Genomic DNA, 12194 nt, shown 5'->3' on the forward strand with positions numbered 1-12194 from the left:
GGTCATCATGGATATTCTGACGCTGTTTCGCCAGGGGTTACTGCTGGTGGTGATTCTCTCTGCGCCGCCGCTGCTGGTGGCCGTGATCGCCGGGGTAATTATTTCACTGGTGCAGGCCGCGATGCAGTTACAGGATCAGACCCTGCCGTTCTGCATCAAACTTATCGCGGTCGGCCTGACGCTGGCGCTTACCGGGCGCTGGGTCGGTATTGAGCTGATGGAGCTGGCGCAGGCTGCGTTTGCGATGATGTCAACGGTCAGTTCCTGATGCTGACAGGTTACCCTCTCACCGATACGTTTCATGCCATCCTCGCGCTGGGACTTGGCATGGCGCGCATCTTTCCCTGCCTGTTACTGACACCGATCTTTTCTTTTAGCGTTATAAAAGGGCTGCTGCGAACCGCCATTGCTGTGGCGCTGGCGCTTTTTATCACCCCGGGTATCAAAGAACAAATCGATGCGCTTGAGCCGACGATGCTGCTGCTGGCCGGGCTGGTACTCAAAGAGCTGATGATAGGCACCCTGCTCGGATTGTTGCTGGCGCTGCCTTTCTGGCTGTATGAGTCTGTCGGTGCGTTATTCGATAACCAGCGTGGTGCCTTAATGGGTGGGCAAATTAACCCCCAGCTGGGGCCAGATGTGACGCCGCTGGGTAAGTTAATGCAGCAGGTGCTGATATTGCTGCTGGTCACAGGGCTGGGACTATCGACCATCACCCAGGTTATCTGGGACAGCTATCATCTGTGGTCCGCCACCCAGTGGATACCTTTCCCCACAGAGGCGGGTTTTCACGTCTGGCTTACGCTTTTGGGGAAAATCTTCAGCGATATGGTGCTTTACGCCGGGCCGCCGGTGGCGCTGATGCTGCTGCTCGATTTTGCCATCGGTGTGATGAGTCTCTATAGCCCACAGCTCCAGGCGACCGCCCTGACAATTCCGCTGAAATGCCTGCTCGGCATGTTGTTTTTTATCCTCTATCTGCCGCTGCTGGACCATCTGGGAAACGCGCGGTTGTATGAACTCCGGGATCTTATCCCTGTCCTGTCGCAGATATTTGCCCCCTCAGCCGGGAGCGCGCCATGAGCGAAAAAACCGAAGACGCCACACCGCAAAAACTCAGAGAGTCGCGCAAAAAAGGCCAGGTCAGCCAGAGCCAGGATATCCCTAAGCTGCTTATTTCAATCGGTATCCTTGAGATCCTGTTTGCTCTTGTGCACACCGGGATGCAGCGGTTACAGGCGATGATGCTGCTGCCGTTAACGCGTCTGCGCGACCCATTCGATCACGCCATGGAGGAAGTGATCAGTGATAGTGTCACCGTCATGCTGGTGCTGGTGGGCATCCCGTGCGCCATTGCCATGCTGCTGCGGGTGGTGGGCGGCTGGGTGCAGTTCGGCCCCCTCTTCTCCACCGAAGCGCTGGCACTGAAACTGGATACGCTTAACCCGTTTAATCACCTGAAGAATATGTTTTCCGCCCGCCAGTTTACCCAGCTTTTGACCAGCATCTTTAAAGCAGTGGTGATAGGTCTGGTGGTATGGCAGGCGATCATGCCGGACCTCGGTGGCCTTGCTCAGCTGGCGCTTGGCGATCTCAACGGTTTCTGGCAGGGGGTCATGGCGCTGTTTATGAAGGTGTCACGTCGGGTGCTGATGGTGATGCTGATAATCAGCCTGTTCGATTTTGGTATTCAGCGCTACTTCTTCCTTAAACAGCAGCGTATGAGTCATGAAGATATCAAAAACGAGTTCAAGCAGAGCGAAGGCGATCCGCATATGAAAGGCCACCGCCGTCAGGTGGCGCAGGAGATCCTGAATGAAGAGTCGGTACCTGCCCGTGAGATTAACGTGGAAGAGGCGGATGTGTTGCTGATCAACCCCACCCATTTTGCCGTCGGTCTCTATTACCGCCCGGATGAAACGCCGCTGCCGCGACTGCTGTTTAAGGCTTGCGATGAAGAGGCGCGGGCATTAATTGAAGAGGCGCAGCGTAAAAAGAGACCGGTGATCCGCTTTATCTGGCTGACCCGCACTCTCTGGCGCACTACGCGCGAAGGGGCTTATATTCCACGCGAAACGTTAAATGCCGTCGCACAGGTCTATCGTCTTCTGCGGGAGCTGGAGGATCACTATCTGGAGGAGGTGATTGAGATTCGGGAAGAATAGTGCTGAGTTTAACGCCGCATTCTCTTATCAGGCAGCAACACGCTCCGACAGTAACAGTCGCATCTCACCTGCCTGCCGAATAAAAGCCAGTATAGAAGCGCTAAAAGTCGCCGGGGTTAAACGGGCGAGCGGTTACTGATAACAGCGCCGCCTGCGGTCTGCTGCAGGCGGCGGGAAAACGGACGTAATGGAATAGTGGTACCAGCACTGGCATGCGACACAGAGTGCGCCGTACGCAGGCTTCACAGAAACAGGAGGGAAATGGTGATGTTCGATCCTCGCCTAAATTTGACCCCAGCGATCAGCCGGGGTCTGAGACTGCCGGAACGCGGTCAGTTATCTACCGTTATCCGCGTGAAGTCGTTCGGGCCATTACGCAGCTGGGGTTGCCACCAGATGGTCAGGTTATGCAGGTCTGAAGAGGGGCGGCAGCCCACGTCATTACACCCACTCTGCGGCTTCGCGCAGGCACTCAGCATCAGCGCGGCGGCGGTCAGCACGATTATTCTCACTAACATGCTTTTTCCTTATCAGATCAGTAGAGGTTTTTAGCCGGTGCGCCGCCTGCTGCAGAGAGCAGCGAAGCGCGTGACGGACGTGACGGGGCATGGCTATCAAAGGCGACAAAGACCTCCGCTGATTCACCCGGGCGCAGTTCTCCACGCGGCCAGACCGCTACCGCCAGCGTGCGGTCGCTGCGGCACAGGCTCTCATCAAAACGCTGCATCTGACCGGTGCTGTTGGTGATCACCCCAACCGTTATCTGTACGTTGCTGTTGCCATACCACTGATGGCGGCGGAAATCGCTCCCGAAAGCGCCCGGAATGCGGCACAGGGAGGAAAGCGTCTGCCCCGTGCCACCGCTGGTCATTCCCGCTGGCACGCGGTTCAGCGCCAGGTCCCGCATCGCACCTTCCACCATCCCTTTGACGTCGGTGTATTTATGACGGTTAGTCACCTCATCCATCGCGCTATTCAGCTGCTCGCGCGACCCGGCAGCGATATACCGGGTGGGATCGACCTGGTCGCCAATTAAATGCGGCGTAATAATAAACAGCCGCTCACGCTGGGAGGTTTCATAGCGCGTTGAGGTAAAGAGTTTTCCGATCAGCGGAATACTGCCGAGGATCGGGATGCGTCGCTCGCGGTCGCCCGTCTCTTTGGAATGGAACCCGCCCAATACCAGCGAGCGTCGCGCTTCCACCAGCGCCTGAGTGCTGACCGCTGCGTTATGGGTTCCCTGCGCGTCGCCCTCTTCATCTTTATCGAGCTTGCCATCTTCCACATCAACAATGAGCTGGATAGCCGATTTTTGTGAAGTGCTGATAGCGCGTGGCGTCACCCGCAGGCTGGTCCCTGCGGTAACAGACTGGATATCCGCCACCCTCTCGCCAATAGCGCGAATAAAGGCAGTATCGCTGAAATCAATCACCGCGGGCTGATTCTCCAGCGTGAGGATAGTGGGGTTAGCAATAATGGATGCCGTCCCTTCCCCCTCCATCGCCTCGATACTGGCAAAAAATCGCTGGAAATCGGTCACAAACAGTGTGCTGGCGCCGGAGAGCATACTGGCGCCGCTGGCGACACTGCCAAACTGACCGGCCAGGTTGCTGGAGAAGCGCTTCAGTGCGCTGCGATCGATATCGACAATCACCGCATCGATCTCGATCAGCTTTTGCGGAACATCAATGGCGTTAATTAATGCCTGATACGCGCTCCGGGTTTTCGGATCGTCTCGCACCAGCAGCAGGTTGTTGCGCACATCCGCTGAAACTTTACCCGCCAGGCTGCTGACAGGTGCCTTTTTACGCCCGGAGACCGGCATATTGCGATTAATCAGCTCGTTTAAAACACTTTGCGACTGTTCGCGTGATACCTGCTCATCCTCGCCCTGGCCTGATGACAGTTTGCCGGAAGAGGCGTTGCCGGACTGACCCAGCAGTTCATTCAGTATGGTGGCCACGCCCGGCACCAGCAGCTCCTGATCGCGATAGCGAATGGTGCGATCCGCCACGGCTGCGTAGCGCAGCGGGAATGCCATCATATCTTTACTGGCCCCGGCTTCAGGTTTGCTTTCCGATTTACGGGCAAATTCCGTTATCTGGCGCACATACTCCGGCGGACCGGTCACCAGTACCACGCCTTCATCCGGCAGTTCGCCCCAGCCGAAGCGGGGTTCCAGCAGGCCGACACCGCGCAGCGCCTCTTTCAGATCCGGCGCGGCTTCCGGTGAAATCTCGATACGCTGTGAAGTCTGCGCTGCCTGGGGGCTGATGTAGAGAGTGTTGTTGTAGACAAACCACTGAAAGCGATACTCAAGCGCCAGGCGATTAAGGAAGGCTTCCGGGCTGTCTGCCCGTAGTTTACCGGTGACATTGCTGTCGCCCAGCGTGCCAAGATTGACCTCAACCCCAAAGCTGCTGGCAAAATCGTCAAGAATAATGTTGAGCGGGGTATTATCTGCCGAATAGGCATAGGCACCCTGCTTCCACTCATCCGGCACACGAGCGTTTGTGATGCCCATACTCAGTAGCAGCAGGGTAATGGCCGCCAGCAGGCGGCCCGGAAAAGAAAACATAAACACGCCTGACTCCTTGATGACAGGGGCTTAGTTAACAGCGTCGATGATCGCTTTACGGATGCCAAACTTAAACTGGGTGTATTGCGAACTCGCCCAGCTGGCGTTGGACATATCCTGCAGGCGATTCTGGAAAGCATACATATCCGCAATGCTGAACGATTCGCCCGAAACATCGCGGGCAAACTGATAGGCTTCATGATGTTTGCGGTTTGAGTTGGAAGATAACTGACGCTGTAACAGATCGCTGGAACTCATGATGTTGACTCCTCTTGTTGGGCACCCCTGTTAAGTGGCGCGACAAGCGAAGCAGTTCCACTGATTTTGCTTTTTTTATGTACTCTCTTCTGCCAGTGCTGGCGCGAGTTGCTGGCTCAGTGTCCGCCAGCTAATCATCAGCTCACCCGCGTCGGTAATAAGACGCAAGCAATCTGGATCAAGCGCCGGGTCGGCGCACAGCGTCCAGCTCAGCTGAGGCTGCACGACCAGCCAGCCGTTAATCTCCTGCTCCTGCCCGCTGGCGCAATAGAGCGTCGCCTGCTGCTGACGCGGATAGTGACGTAACAACTGTCTGAGCAACGCGTGAAAACGGCGCTCATCATCCACCTCATCGAGCAGGTGTTGCAGTGCCTCATTCAGAACCTTTCCGGCAAGCAACACCAGTTGCGTCTCTTCGGCTGCACGCTGTTCGTGCCAGTCAGCAAAGAGCGTCTGAGCCTGCTGCCAGAACCGGGCTTCCCATTCGCGCTGGCTGACCGCCCTTTCGGCTTGTGCCTCGGCGCGTGCCTGCTCGCGGATCGTTTGCGCCTGTTTATGGGCCAGCTCGATGATGGAAGCCGCTTCAAGCCTGAGCGCAATTTCTTCGCGGCGCAGCACATTATCCGGTGGCGCGCTGCCGCCCTGCAGAGGCAGGCTTTTAAGTTTCCACATCGTGCGTCTCTCGCGAAGGGTGTTGCACCTGCCAGAGCGCCGTTTCCCATAAAGGACGCAGACGATGGCCAGGCAGTGAAAGCGCCGGGTTTACCGGCGCGTCGCTTGCCGGGAAGAGTAGCCGCAGGCGCGGCCAGATAGCCGGAAATAACGCCTGCAGCAGACAGAGGCTGTCGGCGCTGTCGCCAGTCGTGAACAGCCCGGCGGGCAGCCAGCACTCAGTGCGAATTCCTTTCGCCAGACGCCGCAACCAGATCTTTAACTCTGCGGGCAGCGGCATGGCTCCGGCGCAAATCTCCGCGACGACAATCAACAGTTGCGCGCGTTGCTCGCCGCTTAAGTCGCTGATGGCCAGCACCATCGGCTCCGGCGCGACCAGTTGGCCTGGTACACCCAGCGTGCGTTGCCAGCACGCGGCATGCTGGCGCAGATAGTGCCTCTGTAAAGGCGCAGATAACCGTGCCAGTGGCTGGATGCGCCAGCTTTCATCAGCCTGTAACCAGAAGTCAGCGTGCCACCAGCGCAACCAGCGCAGGGCAATGTCCTCATCAGGTGCAGCGTTGAGCATAATCAATCACTTCGCCTGCGCAGCCTGGCGCTTACGACTCAGTGCCTGACGAATGAATGAATTTGCCACCAGTAACAGCAGCAACGCCCCTAAGCATGTTGTAACTATCTTAATCATCCTGTATCGTTCCGGGCTAAGCTGAAACGGCCCCAGCTGCACCATTTCAATTTTATCCTGCCAGGCTTTCGCCGGGACAAAGACAATCGCCAGGTCGCGATCATCGCGCCCGCCCAGCCCTGGAATGCTGGTCGCCACCAGCCGGCGAATGCGCGGTTCGATACTGTCCGGGTCGAGGTTTTCATGATATTTGATAAATACAGAGGCGGAAGCGGGCTGTACCGGCTCGCCGGGGGCAATACGTTCCGGCAATACGACATGCACACGCGCCACCACGACGCCATCGATTTGTGACAGTGTTGCCTCTACCTCCTGTGACAGCGCATAGATATAGCGGGCGCGCTCCTCCAGCGGACTGGAGATAACCCCACTTTTCTGAAAAACCGCGCCGAGGCTGGTCCGTGCCTGATGGGGCAGTCCGGCGGCGTTGAGGATATTCACCGCCCGCTCAATATCACTGCGTGCGACGCTGACGCTTATCCCCTCTTTAGAAACCTGTTTCTCCGCCTCAATCTTAAAGCGGCTCAGCTCTGCCACCACATCGTTGGCATCGTTTTCTGACAGCCCGCTGTGCAACTGGGTCTGATCACCGCAGCCGGTAAGCAGCAACGCCAGGCACAGGGCACAGAAGCATTTAATGACGGCGCCATTCATAAGATTCACTGGAGGTTACTGAGTTTATCGACTGACTGAACGGTTTTGGCGATCACTTTGGCGTTCATCAGGCTTTCGATATAGTAATCAGAGAGCTGCGCATTGGCGCGGGAGAAATCTTCCGCACTGGATGACCGTGAAGCAACTCGGAGATCGCTAAAGGCTTCTTTTTGCGCACGCTGGCTGCCGCTCAGCGATTGCAGAATATTGCCGACCACGCCCGGCTCTGAAGCGCTCATCTGGCTGCTGTCAGGCGCAGGGCCATTAAGCTTTGCATTAAACCATTGAATATCTTCCGCCGACGGTGCTTCCTGATACATTTCGACTGACGGAACCGGCTCTGAAGTGAGCAAGGAAGATTGAGAAACTTTCATCAGCAAACTCCTGAGGGATGAGAGAGCAGGGAGACATGAAAAACACCTCCCTGCCGGAGTCGATTAGTACTGAATTTTGACCTGGGCTGCGGCAGACGCGGCCTGCGCATTACTTTCGGCGATGCCGTTAATGCGCTGGAATTCTACATCGCGATCCATTTTATCGGCCTGGTTTTCCTGCATCTTGTCCATCGCCTGTTGCGAACGGACCATATATTTCGCACCGCTGTAAGCACCGGCAACCTGAGTGTAAGCAGAAGCTGCGTTGGTGATCCCGTTGGAAAGTAAGCTAGCACCTGACATAGTCATTCCTCGCGTTGATGATAGATTGTGTTTGGGTGTTGCCTTCATTAAGTAATAAATGAAGCTATCCGGTTCCATCGCAGAGTAAATATTTATGCAGATTAAGCCCTCTGGCCCACGGCAAGCGAGGGGGGCGATCTGTCAGGCGGTAAGTTTTAACAGCTTCAGGCGATGATAAAGGGTGCGCCTGGGGATCCCTAACTCAAGAATAACATCATCAATACGATTGTCGTGCCGGTTCAGGCAGTCGTGGATCAGGCTGCGCTCAATGCGCCGCATTCTGTCTTTTAATAACACGCGCCCTTCCTGCTTTATCTCACAGCACAGCGGCGGTAAGCCCAGCACAAAGCGTTCTGCCGCCGCTTTCAGCTCGCGGATATTTCCCGGCCAGCTATGCAGCAGCAGGGTTTCATCAAGCGCGAGCGATCCTGGCGGCAGGGGCTGATTCAGACGCAGCGCCGCCTCCTGCGTAAACTGGCGAAACATGGGCAAAATCAGCTCCGGTCGTGATCGAACGGTTGGCGTGGCAATTTTAATTGTGTCGAGGCGAAAGAAGAGATCCCGACGAAAACGCCCCTGAGCCACCAGCTGCGCCAGTGGAATTTGCGAGGCGACGACCACCCGCAGATCCAGTCCAATACTTTTGGTGCTGCCCAGCCGCTCTACCGCGCGGTTTTCCAGTACACGCAGCAGTTTAGCCTGCATCGTGAGCGGCATACTGTCTATTTCATCCAGAAACAGCACCCCGTGGTTAGCGCTCTCAATATACCCGGCGCGGGAACTGCTTGCGCCGGTGAACGCCCCGGCCATGACCCCAAACAGCTCACTTTCGGCAAGTGTTTCCGGGATAGCCGCACAGTTGACCGGCACCATCGGGCCGCGACAGCCGGAAAGTTGATACAGCCGCTGGGCCAGTGCATCTTTCCCGGTACCCGTTTCTCCCTCGATTAAGACATCTATGTTTAACGGTGCAATCGTATTTAAAATCTTATACAGATGAGTATGGATATCGGTTACGGGCTCCGGGTAATCCGCCGCTATATGTGGGCGGGAATCAACCTGCCGTAAGACGTTATCCGCACTCTCCTCATCGACAGTCACCTGGTCTGACTGTGTCCTGTAAAGACGAACCATACATTCTCCATTAGCTTCACATAAGCGCGACTTACATGTGACACGCTGCTCGTTCAGCACTTGTGGATGTTCTGGAAGCAGAGCCTGATGCAAAGAATTACAAATTTACCGCGGCCTCACTCTCACCCAATCAGGTCACCCCCGCTATCAGTCCAGGATTATTATCTTGTAGGGATAGACGCTCAGTCGGTAAGGATCACCCTACATGAACCGAATAAAAATCTTTTAAAACAACCACATAATTTATTGATGGCAATGCTGCTGAATTTTTACAAATCTGAATCTGCATCACAAAGGGAACATTTTTACTGGAACTATCCCGGGACAACTGCCACTCACAGTGCGAGGTAGCATCAGCCTGAACGGTAAAATTATGCAATCGTCAGTAATCAGGATTGCAAAATGTTACCGCTGCTGCTGCCTAATCAATCGCTGACTTATTAACTCTGAGGAATAAATTTATGAAGATTCCAGGATTTGGTGGTGGAGCTGCAAACGCGAATAAAATCGATATGCCTCCGGCAAATATGCCAGGCAAAACGGGGGGCAGTCCGTCAGGTAAACCAGACTTACCCGATCAGCCCGGAAAATCGTCATTACCTTTTCTCAGTAATGCGAAAACAGGCCCGCTCAATTTTGCCAGTAACGCCTTTGACGGCCTGAGCACGCTGGCTTCGCTGACCGGTTCAGGCGGAGGTCAGAAAAACGGCCAGTCACACGGTGCAAACTCGCCCGACATCCCGTCGGGCGGTGGCTTACTGCAGCAGATTATGATGCTGACAGGTCTGCAACAGCTGTTGGGTGGCGGTAATAAGGCGCAGCAGCCGGAGCAACCAGATACGCCTGCGCCTTCACAGGGCACGAATCACAACGGCAATCCGCTTGAGCAGCTGATGCAGATGCTTCAGCAACTGCTCCAGCAGATGATGGGGATCGATAAAGGTAAAGGGTCAGACAGCGGAGAATCTGGCGGAAATGCACCGCAGGCACCGGCTCAGGGAGCGACTGACAATGGCGGGCAACAGGGCGGAATGATGCAAAACCTGCTGTCACTGTTAGGGCTTTCTTCATTGTTGCAGGGGCTGTTGGGCGGCGGTGAGGGCCAATCTTCCCAGAAAAATCCGCAAAGCTAACGCAGGGGGCCTGTATGGTTATGCCAATACCTGGCGGGGGGGGAATTACCCCCGCTTTTTCACCCGGCAGGCCACTGCCGGGTAACCTGCCATTATCCACTCCCCTGCCCGGCTCTGCGTTCTCAGGGCCGGGCAGCGATTTCCCCATCAGCTACGCCGGTGGGAGCGGAACGCCGCTGGCGGGCCTGACCGATCCGCTCCAGCAGCTTGATCAACTCTTAACGCAGGCTGGATTGGGGGCGCTGGTCGATCCATCAGCCGCTGATGAAGAGACGATGCCCACGGCGTTATTTGCCAGCGAAACAGCCGGTGAAGATACTCCTCAGGCACCGGGCGATGGCGTGCGAACCAGTGAGAAGGATATCAGCGTCAGGCCGACGGAGGAGAATCTGAAGGGTCGCCCACCGGGTGATAACCGCAGCGCCGAACAGATCATTGATGAAAACCCGGTGCTGAAAAACCTCGGCAACCAGAAAGATATCAAGCAGGCGGAGCTAAAAGAGCGTTTCGGCGACTGGACGGATGCCAATAAAGATCCGAAGAGTCGTGCGGATGCGGCGTATAACATGGCCTGCGTGTTAAACAGCATAAAAGGCCTGAATGCGCGCGATGGCAGCGAACGGAAGGAGATCTCAGCTAACGATAAAATAGAGGGCATCACCAAAGATGGTGACGCACGCCACGGTACCGAGGCGGGTGTGCTGAAGGATATCGCTGAGCAGGGTCTGAAGATGCTGCCGGAGAATAAACAGCTGCCGGAGACAAATGATTCGCACGTTCGTATGGATGGCACCAATAAAGACAACTTCCAGTGGGGCATGGGTGAATTCGGCAAAATATTGTCGAACATCCCGATTCTCAAATCTGTTGCTGCGCCTTTCTTTAACAATATTGGCGAGGCCCGCAACCTGGGTGAAGTCTTTACCGGTGGCCTGAAAGGACTGGCCGAGGGTGGAATGAGCGTGGCGCGTGGGCCGATTGGCTGGGGCATCACCGCAGCGACCGATACCGTGCAGATTGCGGTGGAAAATAGCGGAGGGAAAGGCAAGAACGAACCGCCGCCGTTTGCCTGATGTTGACGTGGCTTATGTCTGTCCCTGTACCCGGTACAGGGACTTTTTTTGCCCCTTATGCAGGTAACGTGCCTTTGCCACTGGCGATAATGTCGGCAAAGTTGAGAACTTTCCCGACATAGGTCGGATCGCCGGTTCCGGTTTTCGAGATATCCGTCAGATCGTTGACATTCACATTCCCCGGTCCTGAGTTATAGGCTCGCAGCCCGGCACCGAGATCGCCCCCAAAAGTTTCCCGCTGCTCTTTAAGATAGAGCGCGCCAGCCATGATGCTGTCTTCAGGGGCAGACGGGCTGGCATCAGGCCCCAGCAGATGCGGGTATCTGCTTTGCAGATCGGCGAAGGTGTTGGAATTAACCTGCATCAGGCCGCTGTCGGAAAGACCATTACCGCCGTTAACGGTAGTCGCCTCTGTTTTTCCGCGTGACTCTTGCCAGATTTGCCCTGCCAGCACTTCAGGCGCCTGGTGAGTCTCTCTGGCGGCACGCATGATAGCCTGCTCATGATCCAGTAACGGAGCAGGTAAATGTAACCCCGACTCGCCTTTTATCAGCGGGACGCCGCCGGATGCTGGCGTCTGCCAGGCAGGCGTGTTCAGTGCTGCATCAGAAGCCGTACCCGGCTGTGGCGCTGTAATGGCCGGAAGCGGTTGCTGCGCAGACGCGGCATCGGTCGGGTTAACTGGCGGTTGCAGAGCGGCGTTAAACGGTGCGTTGAGCGAAGTCCCCCCTTCTGCTGAGGTGCCCGGCATATTGGCATCGCCGCCACTCCCGGCTCCTGCTCCTGCTCCTGCGCTGTTATTTTGCTGCTGACCAGAGAAAAGCTGTTGCAGCATTAATAGCATTTGCAGTAGTGCCTCTATTTGCGGCCCGAGTTGCTGCATCAGCCCCTGCATCTGCATCGGATCCCTGCTGCTCCCACTGTCGGGCGTGGCGGTGAGGCGACTGAAATCCGTGCCGCTCATGGCATCATTGCCAAAGTTAATCGCCTGGCTGCTGCCGCCAGCATCTGACGGGCCAAACGCGGCTATATTTTTTTCATCGAGCGCACTAAAATCAGGCATTTGCGGCTGTATCGGCCCGAAAACCGACCCTGACGAGATATTCATCCTTCTCTCCTCTCAACAAAGCGTCATCATTAGCGCCAGTCAGACTGACACCTCTTT

Annotated in this window: 15 protein-coding genes; 5 read left to right on the forward strand and 10 right to left on the reverse strand. The window is 56.0% G+C overall.

All coding sequences use genetic code 11. From position 1 onward, the window contains the following. Positions 1-7 precede the first annotated feature (7 nt). Genes sctS through sctU form a run of 3 tightly spaced genes read left to right on the forward strand, consistent with a single transcriptional unit; the run spans position 8 to position 2165 of the window. Positions 8-268 carry a type III secretion system export apparatus subunit SctS gene (sctS, locus tag ACTJKZ_RS06470; protein ID WP_285085834.1) on the forward strand — a complete coding sequence of 87 codons (261 nt, stop codon included), beginning with the start codon at positions 8-10 and terminating at the stop codon, positions 266-268. Further along, positions 268-1083, forward strand: a complete 816-nt coding sequence (sctT, locus tag ACTJKZ_RS06475) for a type III secretion system export apparatus subunit SctT (protein WP_285085835.1) — start codon at positions 268-270, stop codon at positions 1081-1083. Before sctS ends, sctT begins: the two co-directional genes overlap by 1 nt. Next, complete coding sequence (gene sctU / locus ACTJKZ_RS06480) at positions 1080-2165, forward strand: type III secretion system export apparatus subunit SctU (protein WP_440829380.1); 1086 nt, start codon at positions 1080-1082, stop codon at positions 2163-2165. The genes sctT and sctU overlap by 4 nt, the downstream gene beginning before the upstream one ends. 332 nt (positions 2166-2497) lie before the next feature. On the opposite strand, the gene hrpT is transcribed toward sctU, so the two are convergent. The 9 genes from hrpT to ACTJKZ_RS06525 form a co-directional block, all read right to left on the reverse strand. Beyond that, positions 2498-2683: an HrpT family type III secretion system protein gene (gene hrpT, locus ACTJKZ_RS06485; RefSeq protein ID WP_260058007.1), complete on the reverse strand. Its 186-nt coding sequence runs from the start codon at positions 2681-2683 to the stop codon at positions 2498-2500. A gap of 17 nt (positions 2684-2700) precedes the next feature. Continuing rightward, entirely contained in the window at positions 2701-4743 is a 2043-nt protein-coding gene (gene sctC / locus ACTJKZ_RS06490) for a type III secretion system outer membrane ring subunit SctC (RefSeq protein ID WP_440829516.1), read from the reverse strand. Between the two features lie 30 nt (positions 4744-4773). Beyond that, a complete protein-coding gene (locus ACTJKZ_RS06495) occupies positions 4774-5001 on the reverse strand; it encodes an HrpF protein (RefSeq protein WP_069026120.1) in 228 nt (75 codons plus the stop codon). 75 nt (positions 5002-5076) lie between these two features. Beyond that, on the reverse strand, positions 5077-5673 hold the full coding sequence (gene sctL / locus ACTJKZ_RS06500) for a type III secretion system stator protein SctL (RefSeq protein ID WP_440829381.1): 597 nt from the start codon (positions 5671-5673) through the stop codon (positions 5077-5079). After that, positions 5660-6241 (reverse strand): serine kinase, encoded by a 582-nt coding sequence (locus tag ACTJKZ_RS06505; RefSeq protein WP_440829517.1) that lies wholly within the window; start codon positions 6239-6241, stop codon positions 5660-5662. The genes sctL and ACTJKZ_RS06505 overlap by 14 nt, the downstream gene beginning before the upstream one ends. Before the next feature lie 6 nt (positions 6242-6247). Further along, positions 6248-7012: a type III secretion system inner membrane ring lipoprotein SctJ gene (gene sctJ, locus ACTJKZ_RS06510; RefSeq protein WP_440829382.1), complete on the reverse strand. Its 765-nt coding sequence runs from the start codon at positions 7010-7012 to the stop codon at positions 6248-6250. 5 nt (positions 7013-7017) lie between these two features. Next, the gene (locus ACTJKZ_RS06515) at positions 7018-7386 is read right to left on the reverse strand and encodes an EscI/YscI/HrpB family type III secretion system inner rod protein (protein ID WP_260058001.1); all 369 of its coding nucleotides are present in this window, start codon (positions 7384-7386) and stop codon (positions 7018-7020) included. Between the two features lie 63 nt (positions 7387-7449). Further along, positions 7450-7689 carry a hypothetical protein gene (locus ACTJKZ_RS06520; protein ID WP_058956631.1) on the reverse strand — a complete coding sequence of 80 codons (240 nt, stop codon included), beginning with the start codon at positions 7687-7689 and terminating at the stop codon, positions 7450-7452. A gap of 141 nt (positions 7690-7830) precedes the next feature. After that, positions 7831-8823 carry a sigma 54-interacting transcriptional regulator gene (locus ACTJKZ_RS06525; protein WP_260057998.1) on the reverse strand — a complete coding sequence of 331 codons (993 nt, stop codon included), beginning with the start codon at positions 8821-8823 and terminating at the stop codon, positions 7831-7833. A 461-nt stretch (positions 8824-9284) separates the two neighbouring features. On the opposite strand from ACTJKZ_RS06525, the gene ACTJKZ_RS06530 reads away from it, so the two are divergent. Further along, positions 9285-9956, forward strand: a complete 672-nt coding sequence (locus ACTJKZ_RS06530) for a hypothetical protein (RefSeq protein ID WP_260057996.1) — start codon at positions 9285-9287, stop codon at positions 9954-9956. Between the two features lie 14 nt (positions 9957-9970). Next, positions 9971-11029 (forward strand): hypothetical protein, encoded by a 1059-nt coding sequence (locus tag ACTJKZ_RS06535; RefSeq protein WP_285085839.1) that lies wholly within the window; start codon positions 9971-9973, stop codon positions 11027-11029. A gap of 55 nt (positions 11030-11084) precedes the next feature. Here ACTJKZ_RS06535 and ACTJKZ_RS06540 read toward each other — a convergent pair whose 3' ends face one another. Beyond that, positions 11085-12137, reverse strand: coding sequence for a transglycosylase SLT domain-containing protein (locus ACTJKZ_RS06540; protein ID WP_440829383.1), 1053 nt, complete (start codon positions 12135-12137; stop codon positions 11085-11087). Between the last annotated feature and the right edge of the window lie 57 nt (positions 12138-12194).

The sequence above is a fragment of the Pantoea sp. 22096 genome, assembly GCF_052045955.1.
GTDB lineage: Bacteria > Pseudomonadota > Gammaproteobacteria > Enterobacterales > Enterobacteriaceae > Pantoea > Pantoea alfalfae.